General features: G+C 55.3%; 23 protein-coding genes. All 23 read right to left on the bottom strand.

Annotated features, from left to right (window positions below):
* Nucleotides 1-45: 45 nt before the first annotated feature.
* Nucleotides 46-1314 carry a c-type cytochrome biogenesis protein CcmI gene (ccmI, locus tag G5179_RS04995; RefSeq protein ID WP_421257983.1) on the bottom strand — a complete coding sequence of 423 codons (1269 nt, stop codon included), beginning with the start codon at nt 1312-1314 and terminating at the stop codon, nt 46-48.
* Nucleotides 1311-1790 (bottom strand): cytochrome c-type biogenesis protein, encoded by a 480-nt coding sequence (locus G5179_RS04990; RefSeq protein ID WP_227341076.1) that lies wholly within the window; start codon nt 1788-1790, stop codon nt 1311-1313. The genes ccmI and G5179_RS04990 overlap by 4 nt, the downstream gene beginning before the upstream one ends.
* Nucleotides 1791-1801: 11 nt before the next feature.
* A complete protein-coding gene (locus G5179_RS04985) occupies nt 1802-2332 on the bottom strand; it encodes a DsbE family thiol:disulfide interchange protein (protein ID WP_227341077.1) in 531 nt (176 codons plus the stop codon).
* Nucleotides 2329-4284 (bottom strand): heme lyase CcmF/NrfE family subunit, encoded by a 1956-nt coding sequence (locus tag G5179_RS04980; protein WP_216951794.1) that lies wholly within the window; start codon nt 4282-4284, stop codon nt 2329-2331. The genes G5179_RS04985 and G5179_RS04980 overlap by 4 nt, the downstream gene beginning before the upstream one ends.
* On the bottom strand, nt 4281-4772 hold the full coding sequence (gene ccmE, locus G5179_RS04975) for a cytochrome c maturation protein CcmE (protein ID WP_005344003.1): 492 nt from the start codon (nt 4770-4772) through the stop codon (nt 4281-4283). The genes G5179_RS04980 and ccmE overlap by 4 nt, the downstream gene beginning before the upstream one ends.
* A complete protein-coding gene (ccmD, locus tag G5179_RS04970; RefSeq protein WP_216951795.1) occupies nt 4769-4975 on the bottom strand; it encodes a heme exporter protein CcmD in 207 nt (68 codons plus the stop codon). The genes ccmE and ccmD overlap by 4 nt, the downstream gene beginning before the upstream one ends.
* A gap of 2 nt (nt 4976-4977) precedes the next feature.
* Complete coding sequence (locus G5179_RS04965) at nt 4978-5718, bottom strand: heme ABC transporter permease (RefSeq protein ID WP_216951796.1); 741 nt, start codon at nt 5716-5718, stop codon at nt 4978-4980.
* Nucleotides 5719-5889: 171 nt separating this feature from the next.
* Nucleotides 5890-6558, bottom strand: coding sequence for a heme exporter protein CcmB (gene ccmB, locus G5179_RS04960; RefSeq protein WP_216951797.1), 669 nt, complete (start codon nt 6556-6558; stop codon nt 5890-5892).
* Between the two features lie 5 nt (nt 6559-6563).
* Entirely contained in the window at nt 6564-7199 is a 636-nt protein-coding gene (ccmA, locus tag G5179_RS04955; RefSeq protein ID WP_216951798.1) for a cytochrome c biogenesis heme-transporting ATPase CcmA, read from the bottom strand.
* Nucleotides 7200-7492: 293 nt separating this feature from the next.
* Complete coding sequence (locus tag G5179_RS04950; RefSeq protein WP_005334692.1) at nt 7493-7870, bottom strand: DUF2802 domain-containing protein; 378 nt, start codon at nt 7868-7870, stop codon at nt 7493-7495.
* A gap of 28 nt (nt 7871-7898) precedes the next feature.
* A complete protein-coding gene (locus tag G5179_RS04945; protein WP_005343991.1) occupies nt 7899-8387 on the bottom strand; it encodes a chemotaxis protein CheW in 489 nt (162 codons plus the stop codon).
* A gap of 69 nt (nt 8388-8456) precedes the next feature.
* Nucleotides 8457-9329 (bottom strand): chemotaxis protein CheW, encoded by an 873-nt coding sequence (locus G5179_RS04940; protein WP_421172547.1) that lies wholly within the window; start codon nt 9327-9329, stop codon nt 8457-8459.
* Complete coding sequence (locus tag G5179_RS04935; protein WP_266134059.1) at nt 9326-10120, bottom strand: ParA family protein; 795 nt, start codon at nt 10118-10120, stop codon at nt 9326-9328. Before G5179_RS04935 ends, G5179_RS04940 begins: the two co-directional genes overlap by 4 nt.
* A 4-nt stretch (nt 10121-10124) precedes the next feature.
* Nucleotides 10125-11045 carry a flagellar motor protein MotB gene (locus G5179_RS04930; RefSeq protein ID WP_421172546.1) on the bottom strand — a complete coding sequence of 307 codons (921 nt, stop codon included), beginning with the start codon at nt 11043-11045 and terminating at the stop codon, nt 10125-10127.
* A 2-nt stretch (nt 11046-11047) separates the two neighbouring features.
* Nucleotides 11048-11785: a flagellar motor protein gene (locus G5179_RS04925; protein ID WP_227341082.1), complete on the bottom strand. Its 738-nt coding sequence runs from the start codon at nt 11783-11785 to the stop codon at nt 11048-11050.
* Between the two features lie 2 nt (nt 11786-11787).
* Nucleotides 11788-12897: a protein-glutamate methylesterase/protein-glutamine glutaminase gene (locus tag G5179_RS04920; RefSeq protein ID WP_266134061.1), complete on the bottom strand. Its 1110-nt coding sequence runs from the start codon at nt 12895-12897 to the stop codon at nt 11788-11790.
* 32 nt (nt 12898-12929) lie between these two features.
* Entirely contained in the window at nt 12930-15149 is a 2220-nt protein-coding gene (locus G5179_RS04915) for a chemotaxis protein CheA (protein WP_421257982.1), read from the bottom strand.
* Nucleotides 15150-15160: 11 nt separating this feature from the next.
* The gene (locus tag G5179_RS04910) at nt 15161-15910 is read right to left on the bottom strand and encodes a protein phosphatase CheZ (RefSeq protein ID WP_421257981.1); all 750 of its coding nucleotides are present in this window, start codon (nt 15908-15910) and stop codon (nt 15161-15163) included.
* A gap of 12 nt (nt 15911-15922) precedes the next feature.
* Nucleotides 15923-16306: a chemotaxis response regulator CheY gene (gene cheY / locus G5179_RS04905; protein ID WP_041234108.1), complete on the bottom strand. Its 384-nt coding sequence runs from the start codon at nt 16304-16306 to the stop codon at nt 15923-15925.
* Nucleotides 16307-16417: 111 nt separating this feature from the next.
* Complete coding sequence (locus G5179_RS04900; protein WP_216951804.1) at nt 16418-17137, bottom strand: RNA polymerase sigma factor FliA; 720 nt, start codon at nt 17135-17137, stop codon at nt 16418-16420.
* Nucleotides 17130-17972, bottom strand: coding sequence for a MinD/ParA family protein (locus tag G5179_RS04895; protein WP_408082997.1), 843 nt, complete (start codon nt 17970-17972; stop codon nt 17130-17132). The genes G5179_RS04900 and G5179_RS04895 overlap by 8 nt, the downstream gene beginning before the upstream one ends.
* 34 nt (nt 17973-18006) lie before the next feature.
* Nucleotides 18007-19431, bottom strand: a complete 1425-nt coding sequence (gene flhF, locus G5179_RS04890) for a flagellar biosynthesis protein FlhF (protein ID WP_227341085.1) — start codon at nt 19429-19431, stop codon at nt 18007-18009.
* A 16-nt stretch (nt 19432-19447) separates the two neighbouring features.
* Nucleotides 19448-21553, bottom strand: a complete 2106-nt coding sequence (flhA, locus tag G5179_RS04885) for a flagellar biosynthesis protein FlhA (protein WP_216951806.1) — start codon at nt 21551-21553, stop codon at nt 19448-19450.
* Nucleotides 21554-21628 lie beyond the last annotated feature (75 nt).

Genomic DNA, 21628 nt, shown 5'->3' with positions numbered 1-21628 from the left:
AGATAACCCGGCCCCTATCCAGGAGCCGGGTTATCCAAAGGCATATTAGAGGGCGTGATCGATGCGGATGTCAATCGGAGCAGCAGGGATCTCGGCCGTCTTGACCGGCACGGATACCCCTTCGAAGGCTCCTTCCTTGTTCATCACATTGCCACCACGCGAGAGACGCGCCTTGAACTGCAGTTCTGGATACGCTTCCAGCTTGCTGCCCTCCATCATGGCGTCACCATCCCCCAGTGAAAGGGTGACAGGCAGGGTTGGCCCAGCGATACGTTTCACCGCGATGGGCATGGGTGGTCCGTTGGGCACCACGGCAAAGACGAAGAGGTGAGCATCTTCCGGCATCTGGATGCCCGCAGCCAGCGTGATGTGGATGGGGAACTCTCCCTCATTAACGTCAGACTGCTTTACCTGCTCTGTTCCCGTTTTGGCTACGCCTGAATTCGTCACCTCTATGCCACGCTGCTTGAGCTGCGTGCGGGCATACTCCATGGAGCGCTCAACCATCACATAACGGGGAGAGCCTTTTTCCATCAAGGGCAACATCGCCTGCCAGCGAGACAGCGCGGTCTGGAAGTCCTCTTTCTGCAGCGCCATAAAGGCATAGACGGAGCGCGCCTCGATATTATCAGGCTCCTGCGCGATGGCTGCACGCAGCAGTGCATCGGCCTGCACCTCCTCCCCCGTCATCATCAGCGCTTGGGCATAGGGCACCGCCACCAGCGATTTCTGGGGAGCAAGCTTGTAGGCACGCGACAGCGCATCGTTGGCCATCTCGGGATCATTGCCATCCAGCGCCAAACGTCCGAGCAGCAACCAGCCGCGGTAGTCGTTCGGTTCATCCTTTAGGCGGGTACGCAGTGCCAGCGTGAAGTCCAGCAGATCCTGCTCGGTTACCTGGGCATCACGCTCCACAAGAATCCGGTTGCTGAGCTCACCAAGACGGTTGCTGGCATCCTGCCAGCGGCTCACCTCCTGCCATGAACCCAGCTTGTAGTAGATACCCAGGCTCACCACCACCAGCACCAGCACACCTGGGATCCAGCTCAGACTCTTGCCACTGCGGGCTGTCTGCTCCACATCGGGAATATCATCCAAGAGGCTGCGCTGCAACTCGACCAGCGATTCGGGCTCCTCGGCAAGCACACCCTGCTCTCGCTCCTCGCCAATCTCTAGCAAGCGCTGACGATAGAGCTGTTTGTTGAGCGCCGAGCGACTGATGCTCTGGTTTCCCTCACTGCGCCACAACGGTAACACCAGAGCCAGACTCACCAGCACCAGCAGGGCCGCAATCACAATCCAAAAGGCGGTCATTGTTTCTCTTCCTCTTTGAGCAGCTCGGCCAGGCGACGCTGCTCTTCATCGCTCAGGGTGCTTTCCACAGGCTCTGACGTTGCCGCAGAGCGTCGGCTACGTATCACCACCACGCCGATGCCGATAACGATCACTAACAGCGGGCCAAGCCAGAGGATCAGGGTCGATGCCATCAGGGGCGGGTTATAGAGAATAAAGTTGCCATAGCGGGCAACCATATAGTCCACGATCTCCTCTTTATCCTTACCCTCGCGCACCATCTGGTAGGTCTTGTCGCGCAAGTCCTTGGCCAGCCCCGCATTGGAATCGGCGATATCCTGGTTCTGGCACTTGGGGCAGCGCAGCTCTTTGGTCAGTTCGCGAAAGACCTGCTCCTGATTGTCGTTGTCGAAGGTGTAGACATCGATAGCAGCCATGACCGGCGTTTGTACCACCCATCCCAGCAACAGCAGCAGGGAAGCAATAAATACTCTCATCAGCACGCCCCTCACTTCATGGCATCAAAGATGGGTTTGAGGGTCGACACCCAGTTCTCGGGATTGATATCCCCCACGTGGCGATAACGGATGATCCCCTTGCTGTCGATAAAGAAGGTCTCCGGCGCGCCGTACACCCCAAGATCCAGTCCCAGCATGCCGTCCGGATCATAGAGATTGACCAGATAGGGGTTGCCCAGCTCCGCCAGCCATTTGATCGCCTTGTCGCGCTCATCCTTGTAGTTCATGCCGATGATGGGAATGCCCTGCCCTGCCAACTGTTTGAGGTAGGTGTGCTCGCCGTAGCAGGTCGGGCACCAGGTGGCCCAGACGTTGAGCAGCATGGGGCGACCGGTCAGGATACTGCGATCGTGCTGTTTGTTCAGATCGTAAATGTCCTGCAGGGTAAACACCGGTACCTCCTTGCCCACCATCACGGATTCGAGCTTGGTGGGATCGGAGTAGAGCCCCTTGAACAGGAACACAGCCCCCAGCAAAAAAACGATAAAGGGAATTAAAAACAACCAGACCTTTTTGTTCATGCCTTGGCTTCCTCCTCACGACGGCCGAAACGGTAACGCTTGTCGAGCATCGCCAGCACGCCACCGATAGCCATAAAGACGCCGCCGAACCAGATCCAGCGCACGAACGGCTTGTAGTAGATCCTCACTGCCCAGGCATTGTTGTCTAGCTGCTCGCCAAGGGCCGCATAAAGATCTCGCGTGAAACCGGCATCGATGGCCGCTTCGGTCATCGGCATCCGGGTCACTGTGTACATCCGCTTCTCGGGCTTGAGCAGGGCGACCTGCTTGCCATTTTTGTGCACTTCCAGCACGCCCTTGAAGCCATCGTAGTTGGGGCCGTTCTTCTCTTTGATCCCGGCAAAAACGAACTCGTAATCGGCAAAGTGCACCCGATCACCCGCCTGCATCCGCAGATCCTTCTCGATGCTGTAGTTCTGGGTGCAGGCGATACCTATGATGCTGACTGCCAGCCCCACATGGCCAAGGATCATAGCCCAGTGACTGTTGCCAAGCTTGCGCACACCGACCGCAAAGCTGTGCTTGTGGGTCGCGCGCACCCAGGTCTCCTGCAGGCTGGTAACGATGACCCAGGCCCCCAGACCAATCCCCACCGCAGCCCACGGCTTGAAGGTTTCGGCAAAGATCAGCGGCAACAGCAGGGCTGCTGCCAGGCTCAGCACCAGCGCAAGAATCACCTTGCCCTTGAGCTCGCCAAGCTCCTGGCGGCGCCAGCGAAACAGCGGACCAACCCCCAGCAGCAGGGCAAACGGAATGATCAGCCAACTGTAGATATGGTTGAAGAAGGGAGTACCGATAGAGATGCTCCCCAGCCCCAGCTCCTTGTGCACCAGCGGCAGCAAGGTGCCAAGCAGCACAGTCAGCAGGCCAGCCACCAGCATGATGTTGTTACAAAGCAGCAGGGTTTCGCGACTCCACAGCTCATGCTTGCCGTGGCTTTTCACCTGCGAACCTTTAAAGGCAAACAGCAGCAAGGATGAACCGATCACCGCCAGCAGGAAGCCGAGAATAAACAGGCCGCGGGTCGGGTCGGAGGCAAACGCATGCACCGACACCAGCACGCCGGAGCGCACTAGGAAGGTACCGAGCAGGCTCAGCGAGAAGGCCGAAAGGGCCAGCAGCACGGTCCACGCCTTGAAGGTGGCGCGCTTCTCGCTCACCGCCAGCGAATGCAGCAGAGCGGTACCCGCCAACCAGGGCATGAAGGAGGCATTTTCTACCGGATCCCAGAACCACCAGCCGCCCCAACCGAGCTCGTAGTAGGCCCACCAGGAGCCCAGCACTATGCCGAGGGTCAGGAATACCCAGGCCGCCATGGTCCAGGGGCGCGACCAGCGGGCCCAGGTTGCATCAAGACGACCGGTCATCAATGAGGCTATGGCGAAGGCAAATGCCACCGAGAATCCTACATAACCCATGTAGAGCATCGGCGGATGGAAGATGAGACCCGGATCCTGCAGCAGCGGATTGAGGTCACGGCCATCGACCGGAAAATAGGGCAAGGTGCGGGTGAAGGGATCAGAGGTGAACAGCACGAAGGCGGTGAAACCGACCGAGATCAGCCCCAACACGCCGAGCACCCGCGCCACCGCATCGAGCGGCAGACGGCGGCTGAACATGGCTACCGCCGCAGTCCAGCCACCTAGGGTCAGTACCCACAGCAGCAGGGAACCTTCGTGGGCCCCCCACACCGCCGAGATACGATAGGCGAGCGGCAGCAAGCTGTTGGAGTTAGTGGCCACATACTGCACGGTAAAGTCGTTATCGATAAAGGCCCAGGTCAGGCAGAGAAACGACAGCAGCAGCAACAAAAACTGGGCATAGGCGAGCGGACGAGCCGCCGACATCATGCCAAGACGCCCCCGACTTGCGCCAAGCAGCGGATAGCTACCCAGCAACAGGGAGGTGGCAAAGGCCAGGATCAGCGCAAACTGTCCTAATTCCGGGATCATGGCTTATTCCCCTTCAACTGCGCATCGGTGTATTCAGGTTTGAAGTGCATGCCACTGGTGGCATCGGCCACTTCTGGCGGCATGTAGTTTTCATCGTGTTTGGCCAGTACCTCGAACGCTTCGACCGTGGTGGCATCCTTGAGAGTTCCTTGCGCCACAATCCCCTGCCCCTCGCGGAACAGATCCGGCAGGATGCCATCAAATTGCACCATCACCTGATGACCACCATTGTCGATCAGGTTGAAGCTAACCTTGAGGCTGTTCGGATCGCGCTTGACAGTGCCGGGGACCACCAGACCACCAATGCGCAGGCGCTGCCCCTCTTCCGGTTTGATCTTGTCCGGCCCCTTCCCTTCCACCAGCTCGCTCGGGGTATAGAAGAGGTCGATATTCTGACTGAGGGCGTAAAGCACCAGGCCGCTCACGGTGGCGAGGCCCAGGGTGATGGCCAGAATGATGGTGAGGCGTTTTTTGCGTCTCGGGTTCATAGGGTGTTCTCCATCTGCCGGGCCGCCTTGCGACGGCTCTCGCGTGCCTGCTTGCTGCGTAACTCATTAAACAGACGACGGGTTTTCATGCGGGTAGAAATGATGATACCGACCAGACAGAGCAGGGTCAGACCGAAGGAGAGCCAGACGTAGAAGGCGTAACCGCCCATCGCCAAAAAGTCACTGAATGAGGCAAAGTGCATGCTTACTTCTCCTGTTCGGCAATCTCTTGAACCCAGGGACGATGCCACTCCCGCATCAAGAGCTCGTTTCGAAAACGCATCAGGGTAAGGGCCCCGAGAAAGGCAACAAACGCCAAGATCATGATGAGCAGTGGCCAAAGCATCTCGGGAGAGATGGAGGGTTTGTCAAACTTGGTGATAGTGGCCCCCTGGTGCAAGGTGTTCCACCACTCCACCGAGTAGTGAATGATGGGGAGGTTGATCACCCCCACCAGTGCCAGAATGCCGGCAGCACGGCCAGCAACCACCTTGTCACTGAAGGCGTTGTAGAGGGCAATCACGCCGAGATAGAGAAACAGCAGGATCAGCTCAGAGGTGAGCCGTGCATCCCACACCCACCAGGTTCCCCACATGGGCTTGCCCCAGGCGGCACCGGTAAACAGTGCAATAAAAGTGAACACAGCGCCGACAGGTGCGATAGCCGCCACCGTCATGTCCGCCATCCGCAGTTGCCATACCAGCCCGATAAAGGCGGCAACTGCCATGGTGGAGTAGGCCCCCATCGAAAGAATGGCGGAAGGAACATGGATATAGATGATCCGGAAGGAGTCACCCTGCTGATAATCGGCGGGTGCAAAAGCCAGTCCCCAGACAGTGCCGATGATGAACGATAGCAGACTTATCACAGCAAACCAGGGCAACAGGGTCCCAGCCAGCCGATAGGCCCGTTCGGGTTTAGCGTAAGGGTGCAACCATTTCCACATAACTCACAAACCTTTTTGTTATTAATTGTTTGGCGAGGCCTAACATACTGACCTCGGGATAACATCAAATACCTCGAAAGCAATAAGCGGCAATCCGCTTGATCCATCGCAACTTTATTTCTGGAAAAGAATGCCCCATGCGAAACCATGTTGCGTTCTACCAATAGATCATCAGTTAAGACTGACCCTCAATGCGGCCGAAACGGCCAACGGCGTCAGCGTCAGGGCACCAACCAGCATGGCGGCCAGAATGGCAAGCTGTCCGCCATAGGGCAAGCCCATCCCCGCCGCATCAATTGCAGAGGTGGCAAAAATCAGTACCGGAATATAGAGCGGCAGGATAAGCAGACTGAGCAGCACTCCGCCCTTGCGCAACCCGACCGTCAGGGCAACCCCGACTGCACCGAGCAGGCTCAGCACCGGTGTGCCGAGTGCCAGAGTGGCGACTACCGCCAGATAACTGTTCATATCCAGCGATAGCAAAATTGCCAGCAAGGGCGAAATCAGCAGCAGCGGCAATCCAGTCAGTAACCAGTGAGCAATCACTTTGGCCAGCGCCAGCAACCCGAGTGAATGGGGCATCAACATGATCTGCTCCAACGAACCGTCGCCAAAGTCGTCGCGAAACAGTCGCTCCAGCGACAGCATGGCCGCCAGCAAGGCTGCCACCCAGATGATGCCGGGAGCAATGCGAGCCAACAACTTGGGCTCAGGGCCGATACCGAGTGGGAACAGGGTGATGACAATAAGGAAAAACCAGAGCGGGTTAAGAATATCTGCACGCTGGCGCAGGGCCATCAATAACTCGCGGTGGATCAAATACATGACGGCACGCAACATCGAAACTACTCCTGCAGCAAGGGCGTAAGCGAGAGTGTTTTCAGTCGACCCTGCATCAGCGTCATATCCTGATGAGTGGTGAGGATCACCATCCCCCCCCGCTCGGCATGAGCCAGAAACAACCTCTCCAGCACCTTGACCCCCTGCTTATCAATGGCGGTAAAAGGCTCATCCAGGATCCAGAGAGCCGGTTTGTCACTGAGCCAGAGCCTGGCCAGAGCCACCCGACGCTGTTGACCTGCCGAGAGCTGTCCGGTCGGGTTCTCTTCAAAACCGGCCAACCCAACCTGGGCAAGCACCTGCCACAAATCCACTGTCTGCCGGGATACATGATGCAGCTTCTGGTAAAAGGCGAGATTTTCGAGCGGAGTCAAGGCAGCTTTGACCCCGGGCTGATGACCGAGATAGAGCAGATTGGCATGGTACTCATCACGGCAATGGCGAATATTTTCACCATTCCAGCACACTTCACCGGAAAACGGCTGAGACAGGCCAGTCAGCAGACGCAGCAGGCTGGTCTTGCCAACCCCGTTGGGACCTTCAATTTGCACCAGATCACCGGGAACTACCGCAAAGGAGAGATGTTCAAACAGAGTGCGATCTTCACGCACGCAGCTCAGATTGTTAACTTGAAGCAGCATGGAGATTTTTTCAGAGAAAATGAAGCGGCTTGCATCTTAACACAGTATTGGAATACGTCTTTTCCAAGATGCCCTTCATCCACTGTTTTTGTGGAGAAGATCGCGCACAAGGAAAAATAGGCGTGGAAAATGATGACAATCAAAGGCATCCAAATAGATCAAACTGGAAACCTCATAACAAACCAGTATTAGCAAATAACTATTCTTCTCGATCACTGTACATGGCGCTCCATGAAAGAGCGCCATACATGCAACAGAAAAAATTCAGGAAGGCAAGTTGCCTTCCTGAATCATCAAGAGCGGCCTTTTCGCAACGATATCAAGAGCTCGGCTTCTGCCTTTGGCAACTCACACTCACTCATGACCTCATCAAGGTCGGCGCCCAGTTCGACCATCTTGGCCGCTCGACTGTAAAGCCGTCGCTCGGGATCCTGCATGGTCAATTCTTGCTGGCGTTCATTGACCTGCTGCATCGCCCCTTCTACCGACTGTAACCGCTGTCCCATGCCGATGGCGCCGGTATGAAGCTCCATCATCTGCTTGCGCAAGCTTTCCAACTGACCTTGCAGCGTAGCCACACTAGCCTCGGACTCCTGCTTGCTACGCTTGCTCTTGAACCAGATATAAGAGGCAAACGCCAAGGCAATCAGGGACATCCCCAAGGCAACCATCTCGATTATCAAAACATCACCTTACTTATCAGAGGGAACCGATATCTTCCCACTCTTCATCGGAGAGCAGCTTGTTCAAGTCAACCAGGATCAGCAGTTGCCCATCGCGGTTGCTCACCCCCTGAATAAACTTGGCGCTCTCTTCGGTACCTACAGCTGGAGCAGCATCGATTTCGGAAGATTTCAGATATACCACTTCTGCCACGCTGTCGACCATGATGCCAATCACCTGCTTCTCGGCCTCGATGATAACAATACGGGAATTTTCGCTCACATCACCGGAAGGCAGACCGAAACGGGAACGGGTATCGATGACAGTCACCACATTGCCACGCAGGTTGATGATCCCCAGTACGTACTCAGGCGCCCCCGGCACCGGTGCAATTTCGGTGTAGCGCAACACCTCCTGAACCTGCATCACATTGATGCCGTAGGTTTCGTTTTCCAGCTGGAAGGTTACCCATTGCAGCACTTCATCTTCGGCCAGATTCTGTGCGATATTGCGCTTTTCTGTCATGTTTTTATTCCTTTTATGAAAACGTCTACTGCTAAAACTAGCAATAAAACAGCTCGATTGCAGAAGTTATCAGCGACCTTCTATGTTAACCCCACGCTCCAGCAACAAGAGCAGTTCACGAACGTGTAACAGGGCACACATTTTTTCTTTGACCATGCCCGCCAACCAAGGGCGCTTGCCCTCCTGATGGCGCCATTTAACCTGGTCACGGTGTAACAATTCAGTCCCTTTGAGATGATGACAAGCCAGCCCCCAAGGGGATTCACCCAGCATAATCAGATACTTGTAATCATCCATCTCGAGATGCTGACCCGGCATGACCCACTGGGCGGTATCGACCACATTCATCTTCTGCTCGCGGGAGGTCATGATCCCCTTGTACCAGCCCGGCTGGCCAAACAGGGAGGTGATCTCGCCCAGCTGGTGAATACCACCAAGCTCGGTCAACGGCACCGCAAACGTCACGCCCGCGACTTCAAAAAAGAGGGCCTGAAACTCTTTACCGGTATCGATATTCTCCCAAGTGACAGGTTCAGTTGCTTCTACCGGAGCAACCTCCAACGCAGTTTCAGTCAAGATGGTGGTGTGGGGCTCTGCAACTTCGGGCAGCAGCACCTCCTCAGGCCATTCAGGCTCAACCGGCAACAATGACTCCTCGGCCACAATCTCCAATGGGGCCGTCAGTGTCACCTCCTGAGTGAAGGCATCATTTTCAAACTGAACTTGTCCCACCTGAGCCAATAGCTCACCGAGCTGGGCAAGCCGTGGATCGCTTTCCAAATAAGGTGCAGCGACCACCTCGGGGACACTCTGGGGCTGATGTTGCAACTGTAAAACAGGGGCGGATTGAACGTCTTCCACCTCATCCATGACCAGCGGCTCATCGAGCAGCAGGGAGTGGAAATAGTCATCCATTGCCCGTACTTGAATGGTATCTCTCATGCCGTCACCTCATGAACCCGTTGCCGTTCAAGGGCATCAAGATGGTTGAGCAGCGTCTCATAGGCATAGGTACCACGACTCCCGGGGGAATAAATGGATGGAGGGATGTGCAACAAGCTGGCATCCCGAAACTTGGTATCAATAGGGATCACCGCATTCCACACCGATTCACCATATTGATCCTTGATCGATTTCAAGGTCATCAGTGAGGCCCGGGTACGCTTGTCGAACATAGTCGGGATCACGGTATAACGGAACTTGTCACGCTTGGAACGCTGCATGATCTCGAATGTCTTCATCATCCGCTCCAACCCTTTGAGAGCGAGAAACTCGGTCTGAACCGGCACAAGAATACGATCGCAGGCAGCCAGCGCATTGACCATCATCACCCCAAGCACAGGCGGGCAGTCGATCAGCACATAATCATATTGATCCTGAATGCGCAGCAGCGCCCGCTTCAGCACCAGCCCCATTCCCTCACGATTTCCCATTACCCGATCAAGAGTCGCCAGGGTAATAGATGCGGGTAGTAAATTGATATTCTCGAACTTGGTCTTGAGCGTCAGTTTATTGACAAGCTCGGCTGTCGGTTTGACAGCTTGAAACAACTCATAGAGGGTTCCATCCAGACGATCTGAATCAAAATCAAGATATGCAGTCAGCGAGGCGTGAGGGTCGGTGTCAATCAACAGCACTCGCTGACCACGCTGGGCCAGGATCCCGGCAAGCGAGACCACTGTGGTGGTTTTACCCACACCACCTTTCTGGTTGGCAACCGTCCAAACAATCACTGTATCAATCCTGCCTTGTTGTTATACGTATGCCGCCACCGGGCAAAGAGATAACCTTTATCTCTCCAGCATCCACCGCCTGCTGCACCGCAGGAACCGGCTCGGCAACCACCGGGGGCTTTACCGACACAGGAGCTGGCGGCACCCAGGCGAATTTGGAGATTGCGACCACGACCTTGCGATTTTGCAGCCGGCCTTGCTCGGTGCTGTTATCGGCAAAAGGGGAAAACTCGCCATATGCCTCAAATGCCAGACGCTGGGGTGCGATGCCATCAGCAATCAAGCCATTGAGCACCGCTTCGGCCCTCGCAGCAGAAAGCGCCCAATTAGAACGATAAATTTCATTATTTATCTGTTGGTTATCTGTATATCCCCGAACCCTTACATAGTTATCGACCGGTTTGAGAATACTTGAAAGAGTATTGATTACCGGTGCAGCATTCGGTCCCATAAAGGCGCTACCACTGCCAAACAGCAGACCTGAACTGAGTTCCACAGTCAGCCAGTTCTCGTCTTGCGTCATTTTGACTATCCCGGCATCCACCAGTGACCCCATGCTCTCTTGCAACTGCATATCAAGTTTGGCAAGTGTCGTGCCATCTTGCAGCACAGGGACACCAGAAATGGGGGCAAGTGAAGGAGAGGGGGACGTTGCGCTTTCCAGCAACGAGGGGGAGGCAGAAACAGCATTCTCCAACAGTGAATTGCCCTGCCCCTCCAGCAGACCATCACTGCGAGACTGCATGACACTGAACGCCTGACTCATGCCATCTATCACCGCACGATATTTGTCCTTGTTCACCAGCGCAACAGAGTAGAGCACCACAAACAGAGCAAATATCAGCGTCATGTAATCGGCATAGGAGACCAGCCAGCGGTCAAGGTGTTCACGCCCCTGCAAGTGCAAACGATAGCGCTTGCGCATGGCTACTCTCCTTTCAAATAGGCCCTGAGCCGACGTTCAACCTGTAAACCATTCTCACCATGGGCAATGGCTAACAGCCCTTCCAGGGTCATCTCCTGAAACAGTGCATAGTGATAGTGAAACGCTCGCAACCGGTTGGCTATCGGTAGATAGATCAGGTTGGCAAACCCGACACCATAGATGGTTGCCACAAATGCCACTGCGATGCCAGCCCCCAGAGCAGATGGCTCTTCAAGATGAAACATGGCCTGGATAAGGCCCAAGACAGCGCCGATAATCCCGATAGTCGGACTATATCCCCCCATGGCTTCGAACACCCGGGCCGCATGTTCATTACGCTCCTGCTCGATATCGATATCGGCTTCGAGCAACATGCGAATATCCTCCGTGGAGACACCATCGACAATCATGTTCAACCCTTGGCGGGTAAAATGGTCCTCCTCCTGCTCAGCCTGATTTTCGAGGGCCAGCAGCCCCTGCTGGCGTGCAAAGGCAGCCCAGGATTGTAGCCGTTCAGCCTGGGCAGAGAGATCCTGCCGTGGCGGATTGAAAATCCATAGACACTGGCGCAATGCCAGCAAAACAAACTTGGCAGGGGTCTGCAATGTAACGGCACCAACTGTACCGCCAAGAACAATGAGAAAAGCAGGCCCGTCCAACAACGTCAACAGGGAGCCACCATGCCACAGCTGGGCAATAGCAATAGCCCCCAGTGCGAGGAGCAGACCGAGCAAGCCCATGATTAGCGCCCCAACTCAACCAGAATACGCTGGGCCACCTTGTCCAGAGGAAGTGATTCACTGGCAATACCTGCCTTTGCAACCGCTTGAGGCATGCCATATACCACGCAGGAAGCCTCATCCTGAGCCCAGATTGTAGAGCCCTGCTCTTTCAGCAGTCTGGCACCATCACGGCCATCAGCCCCCATACCGGTTAGCACAATCGCCAATACCTTGTCGGCATAGGTCTTGGCCGCAGAGGCAAAGGTAATGTCCACGCAAGGCTTGTAATTTACCTTGTCGTTGCCATCAACGATGCGAATACGGGCGCCTGCACCACGACCCTCCAACAGCATCTGCTTGCCACCGGGAGCCAGGTAGGCATGGCCCGGTTTGAGGACGTCTCCATCCTCGGCCTCCTTGACACCTATCTGGCATAATCCGTTCAGACGGGCAGCAAAAGCTGCGGTGAAGGTGGCTGGCATATGCTGGATAAGCAAGATTGGGTGAGGAAAATCCCCCGGCAACTTGGTCAGCACATTTTGCAAGGCTACCGGGCCGCCGGTAGAAGTCCCGATCGCCACCAACTGATAACTCTTGCCACTTCGCTTGAATGAGGCACTTGGTACAGTGCGTTGCAGCTCAGACTGACGCTCAGGAGCTCTGGCGGCTGTGCTACCTAGCGGACGAACCGGTTCAGATGCTTTGGGGCGAGCAGCGGATGTCATCAGGAAGCGCTTGCGGGAAATCTCCTTCACCCGTTGTTGCAACAGTCTGACCGCCTCGTCCTTGTCTCTGGCAATGTCTTCAAATTTTTTGGGCAAGAAGTCAAGAGCACCGGCGTCCAGTGCATCCAGCGTTGCCTTGGCGCCTTCATGAGTCAGTGAGGAGAACATCAGAATGGGAGTTGGGCACTTGGCCATTATCTCCCGCACTGCACTGATACCATCCATCACGGGCATCTCGATGTCCATGGTGATCACATCAGGGCGCAGCGACATGGCCTTGTCCACCGCCTCACGTCCATTCTGGGCCGTATCAATCACCGTCAGCATGGGATCCTGATTGATGATCTCGCTCACCCGACGGCGAAAGAAGCTCGAATCGTCGACAACTAATACCTTGACTGCCATTGTTGTTTTTCTAACTCCTTGGGCCTGAGCGATTAATGTCTACGCGCATATGCTTTGAGCAGACTCGGCACATCCAGAATAAGGGCAATTCCACCATCACTGGTAATGGTCGCCCCGGCCATGCCAGGGGTGCCTTGCAGCAGATTATCGAGCGGCTTGATCACCACCTCTTCTTGACCAATCAGGCTGTCGACCACAAACCCGATTTGCTGAGTGCCAATCTGCACGATCACCACATGCCCGGTATCCTGACGTGAGCGCTTGTTGGTACCACGGATCAACCACTTGTGTAGATAAAAGAGGGGAATCGCCTTATCACGCACAATGATGGTGAGCTGACCATCGACCATATTGGCCTTCTTCAGATCCAGATGGAAAATCTCGTTCACACAACCAAGGGGAAGCGCGAAGGTCTGCTCACCCACTTCAACCATCAGGGTCGGCAGAATGGCTAGCGTCAACGGAACCTTGATTTCGAGACGGGTGCCTTTACCCCAGGTAGAATCGATGTGCACTGACCCATTGAGGCTGACAATACTGGTTTTGACCACATCCATTCCGACACCACGGCCAGAGATATCGGAGATCTCGGACTTGGTCGAAAATCCGGGGGCAAAGATCAGGTTATAGGCATCGTTATCACTCATGCGCGCGGCAGTATCTGCATCCAGCACACCGCGGCTGATCGCAATAGACTTGAGTTTTTCCGGGTCCATCCCGGCGCCATCATCCTCAATGCAAAGCAGGATATGATCGCCTTGCTGGGAGGCGCTAAGGGTGATCGTCCCTTGCCGCGGCTTGCCCGCTTTCTCTCGCACATCCGGCATTTCGACCCCGTGATCGCAGGAGTTGCGAACAAGGTGAACAAGAGGATCGGCGAGCGCCTCCACCAGGTTTTTGTCGAGGTCGGTCTCTTCCCCAACCATCACCAGCTCAATCTCTTTTTTGAGGGTTCTGGCCAGATCACGTACCACGCGCGGGAAACGACCAAATACCTTCTTGATTGGCTGCATGCGGGTTTTCATCACCGCACCTTGCAGGTCAGCCGTTACCACATCCAGATTGGCAACCGCCTTTGACATCTCTTCATCATTACTGGCAATACCCAGACTCACCAGCCGGTTACGAACCAGTACCAACTCACCTACCATGTTCATAATGACATCAAGGGTCTTGGTATCCACCCGCACCGTCGTATCGCTTTGCACTGCACTGTTTTCGCCAGGAGCTGGCGTAGCCTTGGCGGCAGGCGCTGATGCCTTGGCTGCTTCGGCAGGTTTTGCGGGGTCAGCCTGTGCAGGTTTGGCTACAGGTGTTGTCGGTTTGGGCGCAGTCACCGCGGCAGGTGCGGCAGGTGCGGCAGGTGCGGCAGGTGCGGCAGGTGCGGCAGGTGCGGCAGGTGCGGCAGGTGCCATACTACTCTGAGGACCTTGGCCACGACCATGCAATTCATCAAGCAGGCGTTCAAACTCATCATCATCGATAAGCTCGTCCACCTCTTTTTGCACCGACTTCAGAGGATTCACCTCTGGCGCCCCCATGTGCTGTCCCTGACCATGGAGTTGATCCAGCAAGGCCTCAAACTCATCATCGGTTATATCGCCAGATTCGCCAGCAACAGTCGCTCCTGCCGCACTCTTGGTTGGTGTGCCCCCCACGCCATGCAGCTCATCCAGCAGACGCTCGAATTCATCAGCTGAAATCTCGTCTATGGATCCGCCCCCGTTAACAGGAGCAGGATCGCTGGCCTGGTTTATCGGTTCAACAACCTCGGGGTCGGAGACAACCTCAACAACAGGAGTGACAGCCTCCTGCTCCATGGCAATAGCGCCACTTGTCGCGGTTCGGAGTTGCTCTTCTCCTTCAGGCTTGCACAACTCGTGGAGGTCATGGAGCAGATCATCAGACGCAGGACTTGGCGCTTCACGGTTTTGTACTTGGGCGAACATGACGTTTATGGCGTCCAGCGCTTGCAGGATCACGTCCATCAGTTCGGCAGTCACGGTTCGCTTGCCATTACGCAAGATATCAAATACGTTTTCAGCGCCGTGGCATACGTCAACCAACTCCCCCAAAGACAGGAAACCGGCACCACCTTTTACGGTATGGAAACCGCGAAAGATGGCATTTAACAGATTCTTGTCATCAGGCCGCTTTTCCAAGTCGACCAGTTGCTCAGACAACTGTTCCAATATTTCGGATGCTTCGACCAGAAAGTCTTGCAGTATGTCTTCATCAACTTCGAAGGCCATGCGTCACTCCATTAGAATCCCAAGCTAGACAGCAGATCGTCCACATCATCCTGACCATTGACTACATCGGCACGCGCCTCTGGATTCATGATTGGGCCTTCGGCTTCAATCCCGTTCACAGCGTTCACAGGGAGAGTACGAGTTGAATGCTCAGCTGCAGCCTCACCAAACATAGTCAGCATTTCTATTAATTTTGTTTCAACTTCCTGAACCAGTTTTATGACCTTGCGGATCATCTGGCCTGTCAAATCCTGAAAGTCTTGTGCCATCAGAATTTCTGTCAGCAGTTGTCGTAACTTATCGGCATCTGACTCAGAAGCCTTAATGAAATCATCAAGTTGATGGCATAAGGACTTAAACTGCCCCACGCTCATATCTCTGGACATCAGTGCATTCCAGTTGGGCATCACCAGCTGGATATTATCATTCAGGCGATCCGCTATTGGCAGACTGGCCTCTACCGCATCCATGGTGCGATTAGCAGCCTTGTCGGTCATATCTATGACGTAATTGAGGCGCTCCCTCGCATCGGGAATGTCATGGGTGGCCAAATCGGGAATTCGGGGGTCGAGACGAAATTCTTGAAGTGAGTTATGCAGTTGTCGGGTCAGCTGACCAACTTTTTCAAACAGATCGGCTGCGTTGGGGGCACATACATTGGCAAGCAGTTCATCGGCCAGCTCGAATTCACCTTGCTCCAGATGAGCAACAAGCATCCTTGCCTGGTCGAGCGAAATCATTGCTTTCGTTTTGGCCATCATCCCTGCTGCTCCTTAGCCAAGGCGTTCAAAAATTTTGTCGAGTTTTTCTTTGAGCGTTGCTGCAGTGAAAGGCTTGACGATATAACCGTTAACGCCGGCTTGCGCGGCTTCGATGATCTGCTCGCGTTTGGCTTCTGCCGTCACCATCAGTACCGGCAGATGCTTGAGCTTTTCATCGACACGAATGGCTTTCAGCAGGTCGATACCTTGCATGCCTGGCATGTTCCAGTCGGTAACCACAAACTGGAAATCACCATTTTTCAGCATCGGCAATGCTGTGTTGCCGTCATCCGCTTCATGGGTATTGTTGAACCCAAGGTCGCGAAGCAAGTTCTTGATAATCCGGCGCATCGTTGAAAAATCGTCAACAATGAGGATTTTCATGTTCTTGTCCAAAATTCCCTCCTCAATAGCCACCTCAGTGGCTCACTTACATGATGCTAAAAACGGGTTGTGTCATGCGGATTATGCCTTAGAGTTTCATCTCAGTGTAGCCAGTACAAACACTTATAGATGCCAATCTCTCAAACGAGCGCGTAGTCTGTGCATTGCCTGACTATGTATCTGACTCACGCGCGACTCACTCACATTCAAAACCTCGCCAATTTCACGTAAATTCAGCTCTTCATCGTAGTAAAGAGAGAGAACCAGGGCTTCTCTCTCCGGTAAGCGACCAATTTGCTCCGACAGTTGAATTTGAAATCGTTCTGTGGCCAGTTCATCAAACCCCGAGCCTGACGGAGCTTCATCAGGGTTACCGATCACATCCTCACTGACCCCCAGATCCTCGATACCGATGATCTTGCCACAGGAGACATCCTGCAGCATGACATGATAATCAGCGAGAGAGACCCCCATTTGCGCTGCGACTTCCGCGTCGCGAGCATCCCGTCCATTGGCTTGCTCCACATTTTCGATCGCTTCGGCAATCGCTCTGCTGTTTCGATGCACGGAACGGGGCACCCAATCACCACGCCGGATCTCATCCAGCATGGCACCACGGATACGGATCCCGGCATAGGTCTCGAAACTGGCTCCCTTGCTACCATCAAAGTTCCGTGACGCTTCGAGCAGCCCAATCATACCTGCCTGTATCAGGTCATCCAGCAAGACACTGCTTGGCAGGCGAGCCAGCAAATGCTGGGCTATCCGCTTGACCAGTGGAGCATGGCGCTCTACCAGCAGATAGGAATCCTGATGACGCAAGTACGCTTGGGCTTTATTCACGGGAACCTTCCTGTGTGGTGGCCTGAGTCTGCAACAGATTCTCCAGGAAAAACTCCAGATGACCGCCAGGCTGGTTTGGTACCGGCCAGCTAGCTGCTTTGTTGGCCAATGCGCGGAAAGCCAAAGCCGCCGGCGACTTGGGAAACGCCTCGACAATCAGTTTCTGCTTGCGCACGGCGGCACGCAGATTGGTGTCATAAGGCACGCAGGCAACCAGTTCCAGTGACGTATCGAGGAAACGATCGGTTACCCGGGTCAGCTTGGCAAAAAGCTCCTGCCCTTCACGCAGGCTGCGCACCATATTTGCCACTACCTTGAAGCGAAATACACCGTGCTCTTTGGAGAGGATCTTGATGAGGGCATAGGCATCGGTAATGGAAGTCGGCTCGTCACACACCACCACCATGATGTCCTGCGCAGCACGGGTGAAACTCAACACCATGTCCGAGATCCCCGCCGCCGTATCCACCATCAGAATATCGACCTGGGTCTTCATCTCGCTGAAGGCGCGGATCAGTCCGGCATGTTGTACCGGTGAAAGCTCGACCATGGACTGGGTCCCCGAGGTTGCAGGTACAATCATCATGCCATACGGTCCCTCAACGATAATGTCGTCGATAGTGCACTCACCTGCCAGCACGTGAGAGAGATTGCGATGAACCCGCAGCCCCAGCATGACGTCGACGTTGGCCAGACCAAGGTCAGCATCCAGCACCATTACCCGTTTGCCTTGGGCCGCCATGGCTCCGGCCACGTTCAGGGTCACGTTGGTCTTGCCCACGCCACCTTTACCACCGGAAACGGCGATCACTTTTACTCGATTGTTTTGACGCATTTTGCGCAGACCACTCGCCTGATCCATATACATGTTACTCATAAAACTCCGAATCTTCGGCCTCGCCAAAGCCTGTGCCCCAGAAATAGGGCTCTTCTGTTTCTCGCTCCAGCGAGCCCATGGCCGCGCCGACAAGCTGCGCCGCATTGGCAACCTGAATATCTTCCGGAACCCGCTGCCCATCCGTGATGTAACTGATAGGCAAGGCATTCTGGATACACACGTTAATTACTTCGCCCAGATTCAGACTCTCATCCAACTTTGTAAGTATGCAGCCGCTCAAGGGAATGCGCCGGAAATGGTCAACCGCTTCCTGCATTACCCGACGCTGGGAGGTTGCCGACATCACCAGATAGCTGCGGATCCTCACCTTGGCATTCTTGACCAGGGTATCGAGCTGCTCGGTCAGCCGGATATCCCGCTGCCCCACGCCTGCCGTATCGATCAATACCAGCCGACGGTGGCGGAACTGATAGAGGGCATTGGCCAGCTCTTCGGCATCACGCACCTGACGTACCGGACAGCCCATGATCCGGCCATAAGTCTGTAATTGCTCATGAGCACCGATCCGGTAGTTGTCAGTGGTGATAAGGGCCACCTGCTCGGCACCATACTTCATGGCAAAACGGGCGGCTAATTTGGCGATGGTGGTGGTCTTGCCCACCCCGGTCGGCCCCAGCAGGGCAACGGCGCCCCCCTGACGTAAAATCTCGTCCTCGCTGATCTTGAGCTGAGCCGTCAACACTTCCGCCAACTGGGCCATCGCCTGATGGATGGGCATGTCTTCAGGGATCAGCCCCGCCAGTTGATCGGCAAACGCATCGTCAAAGCCCATCTTTTTGAGCTCCTTGATCAGCAGAGCCCGCATCGGCTCACGTCGCTCAACTTCCTGCCACATCAGACCGGAGATCTGGTGCTCCAGCAATTTGCGGATACTGGCCATCTCCTTGCGCATCCCCTCCATCTCCTGATCCCGCTGAGCAGGTTGAGAAGAACGCTGGGCGGAGGCAACCCGGGCTTTGGGCTTGACAGGTTCCGGGGCGGCGCCCCATTGCCCCTGCTCGGCCAATGTTCTGGGCGCTGCATTGGCAGCGGCCAGACCGGCCGATTGGGTATTGCCCATTGGCGCCCCATTGCCCGGCTTGAGCTTCTGCTGGCGCGCCAGCAAGGCTGCCAGGGTATCGGCATAATGTTCGTTCTGTTCCTGAACCTTTGTGGGCTCGGGGCGGGTCATCTGCCGAGCAGCAGACGAAATATTGACACTCTCATCGTTCAGCTGACGGCGAACCGGCGCATCTTTGGGCCCCGGAACCTGGGATTGATAATCGACTGCGGCGACTATCTCTACCCCTCCGGTGACCTTCTTGTTGGACATGATGACAGCGTCAGGCCCGAGCGTCTCCTTGACCTCGGCCAGAGCCGTTCGCATATCCTTGGCAAAAAACCGCTTAATCTTCACCCGTCGTCTCCGCTAACTAGTTCTGCCCTACCGCACTGACGATGCGGATCTGCTTGTCGTCGGGCACTTCCTGATAAGACAGAACGCGCAATCCAGGAATGGCATTCTTGACAAATTTTGCCAGGGTATTGCGCAAGATCCCCGATGTCAGAAGCACGGCCGGTTGGCCTTCCAATTCTTGTCGTTGAGTGGCTTCCACCAGCGAGCGCTGCATTCGCTCCGCCAGACCCGGCTCAATACCGGCACCATCACCTCCACCCGCCTGCAGGGATTGATGCAATATACGTTCCAATTCAGGTGCCAATGTTATCACCGGTAGCTCTGGGTCTGGGCCGGCAATCTCCTGCACAATCAGACGACGCAGGGCAATCCGGCAAGCCGCGGTGAGCACTTCCGGATCCGGACTGCGCGGCGCGTATTCAACCAGGGTCTGCAGGATAGTGCGCATATCGCGGATTGGCACCCCTTCATTGAGCAAATTCTGCAATACCTTCACAAGGTTACCCATGCTGATCACTTCCGGCACCAGCCCTTCGACCAACTTGCTCTGGTGTTTGCCAATCATGTCGAGCAGTTGTTGTACCTCGTCATGGCCGAGCAACAGTGAGGCATGGTTGGTCAAGATCTGACTCAAATGGGTGGCAACTACGGTCGCAGTATCCACCACTGTATACCCCAGGGTCTGCGCCTGTGACACCTGCTCCTTGGCTACCCACACTGCTTCAAGTCCAAACGCGGGATCCCGGGTAGCAATCCCCTGAATTTGGCCGAATACCTGCCCCGGGTTGATGGCCATCTCTTTATCATGGTAGACGCTGGCCTCGCCGGTACTGACTCCCATCAAGGTGATGCGATATTGATTTGGTGCCAGATCCAGGTTGTCGCGGATGTGGACGGCAGGCACCAGAAAGCCCAGTTCTTGCGAGAGTTTCTTGCGCACCCCTTTGATCCGGTTGAGCAGTTCGCCCCCCTGATTGCGATCCACCAGCGGGATTAGCTGGTAACCCACTTCCAGCCCGATGATGTCTACCGGCATCACATCGTCCCAGCTCAACTCTTTCTGTTCATGCGATGGCTGGTCAGTACTGGTCGGCATCAACTCGCCGCTGGCTGCTTTGGCTACCGCCAGCTTCTCGCGGCGCAGCAGCCACCAGGCTCCAGCGGCAGCGATCGCCCCCAGACTCAGGAAGGCGAAGTGCGGCATCCCCGGCACCAGTCCCATCATCAGCAGGATACCGGCAGAGATGATCAAGGCCTTGGGATTGTCGAACAGTTGGCCCAATACCGCCGTGCCCATATCCTGATCGGTATTCTGACGGGTCACTATGATGGCGGCGGCGATAGAGAGCAACAGGGAGGGGATCTGCGCCACCAGACCGTCACCTATCGCCAGCAGGGTATAGATCTCGGCAGACTCCCTGAAGGTAAGATGATGCTGCATCATCCCGATGATAAAGCCGCCGATGATGTTGATGAAGAGGATCATGATGCCCGCAATGGCATCCCCTTTGACGAACTTGGAAGCACCATCCATAGAGCCATAGAAGTCCGCTTCCTGGGTCACATCCTGGCGACGCTTCTTCGCCTCTTCCTGGTTGATGAGGCCGGCATTCAAATCGGCATCGATGGCCATCTGTTTGCCCGGCATCGCATCCAGAGTAAAACGGGCGCTCACTTCCGCGATCCGCCCGGCCCCCTTGGTGATAACCACAAAGTTGATGATCATCAGGATAGTAAAGACGATGATGCCGACTGCATAGTTACCGCCGATCACCACATTACCGAATGCCTCGATCACATGGCCTGCCGCTGCACTGCCATTGTGACCTTCCAGCAACACCACCCGGGTCGAGGCCACGTTCAATGCCAGCCGCAGCAAGGTGGCCAGCAGCAATACGGTCGGGAAAGCAGCAAATTCGAGGGGGCGCCGGGTATAGACGGATACCAGCAGCACCACGATAGAGAGCGCAATGTTGAAGGAGAAGAGCACATCCAGCATCAGTGGCGGGATGGGCAACACCACCATGCCGAGCGCGGCCAATACCAGCAGAGGGGTACCAAGGCCTTTGCTCAATACTCCCCGAGACTGTTTTAACTGGCCCAATACTGCCTTGAATTCCATCGCTCTTCTCAATGTCAACCTGCTGGTGCCAGATTAAAGCAAACATTAAGCCAACAATGCAACACATTGAAATGC

Origin of the sequence: Aeromonas sp. 600886, assembly GCF_049174935.1 — a bacterium.
GTDB classification, from domain to species: domain Bacteria; phylum Pseudomonadota; class Gammaproteobacteria; order Enterobacterales; family Aeromonadaceae; genus Aeromonas; species Aeromonas veronii_A.
This window is presented reverse-complemented; position numbering and strand designations above follow the sequence as displayed.

What these genes read in the sequence shown, in the direction of transcription:
- G5179_RS04945 (WP_005343991.1), bottom strand. Translation starts at nt 8,387, where the DNA reads ATGACAGAAAAGCGCAATATCGCACAGAATCTGGCCGAAGATGAAGTG.
- G5179_RS04990 (WP_227341076.1), bottom strand. Translation starts at nt 1,790, where the DNA reads ATGAGAGTATTTATTGCTTCCCTGCTGCTGTTGCTGGGATGGGTGGTA.
- G5179_RS04920 (WP_266134061.1), bottom strand. Translation starts at nt 12,897, where the DNA reads ATGGCAGTCAAGGTATTAGTTGTCGACGATTCGAGCTTCTTTCGCCGT.
- G5179_RS04910 (WP_421257981.1), bottom strand. Translation starts at nt 15,910, where the DNA reads ATGATGGCCAAAACGAAAGCAATGATTTCGCTCGACCAGGCAAGGATG.
- ccmI (WP_421257983.1), bottom strand. Translation starts at nt 1,314, where the DNA reads ATGACCGCCTTTTGGATTGTGATTGCGGCCCTGCTGGTGCTGGTGAGT.
- G5179_RS04925 (WP_227341082.1), bottom strand. Translation starts at nt 11,785, where the DNA reads ATGGGCTTGCTCGGTCTGCTCCTCGCACTGGGGGCTATTGCTATTGCC.
- ccmD (WP_216951795.1), bottom strand. Translation starts at nt 4,975, where the DNA reads ATGCACTTTGCCTCATTCAGTGACTTTTTGGCGATGGGCGGTTACGCC.
- G5179_RS04965 (WP_216951796.1), bottom strand. Translation starts at nt 5,718, where the DNA reads ATGTGGAAATGGTTGCACCCTTACGCTAAACCCGAACGGGCCTATCGG.
- G5179_RS04895 (WP_408082997.1), bottom strand. Translation starts at nt 17,972, where the DNA reads ATGCGTCAAAACAATCGAGTAAAAGTGATCGCCGTTTCCGGTGGTAAA.
- flhA (WP_216951806.1), bottom strand. Translation starts at nt 21,553, where the DNA reads ATGGAATTCAAGGCAGTATTGGGCCAGTTAAAACAGTCTCGGGGAGTA.
- G5179_RS04915 (WP_421257982.1), bottom strand. Translation starts at nt 15,149, where the DNA reads ATGGCCTTCGAAGTTGATGAAGACATACTGCAAGACTTTCTGGTCGAA.
- G5179_RS04930 (WP_421172546.1), bottom strand. Translation starts at nt 11,045, where the DNA reads ATGCGCAAGCGCTATCGTTTGCACTTGCAGGGGCGTGAACACCTTGAC.
- ccmA (WP_216951798.1), bottom strand. Translation starts at nt 7,199, where the DNA reads ATGCTGCTTCAAGTTAACAATCTGAGCTGCGTGCGTGAAGATCGCACT.
- ccmB (WP_216951797.1), bottom strand. Translation starts at nt 6,558, where the DNA reads ATGTTGCGTGCCGTCATGTATTTGATCCACCGCGAGTTATTGATGGCC.
- G5179_RS04985 (WP_227341077.1), bottom strand. Translation starts at nt 2,332, where the DNA reads ATGAACAAAAAGGTCTGGTTGTTTTTAATTCCCTTTATCGTTTTTTTG.
- G5179_RS04950 (WP_005334692.1), bottom strand. Translation starts at nt 7,870, where the DNA reads ATGGTTGCCTTGGGGATGTCCCTGATTGCCTTGGCGTTTGCCTCTTAT.
- G5179_RS04940 (WP_421172547.1), bottom strand. Translation starts at nt 9,329, where the DNA reads ATGAGAGATACCATTCAAGTACGGGCAATGGATGACTATTTCCACTCC.
- G5179_RS04980 (WP_216951794.1), bottom strand. Translation starts at nt 4,284, where the DNA reads ATGATCCCGGAATTAGGACAGTTTGCGCTGATCCTGGCCTTTGCCACC.
- ccmE (WP_005344003.1), bottom strand. Translation starts at nt 4,772, where the DNA reads ATGAACCCGAGACGCAAAAAACGCCTCACCATCATTCTGGCCATCACC.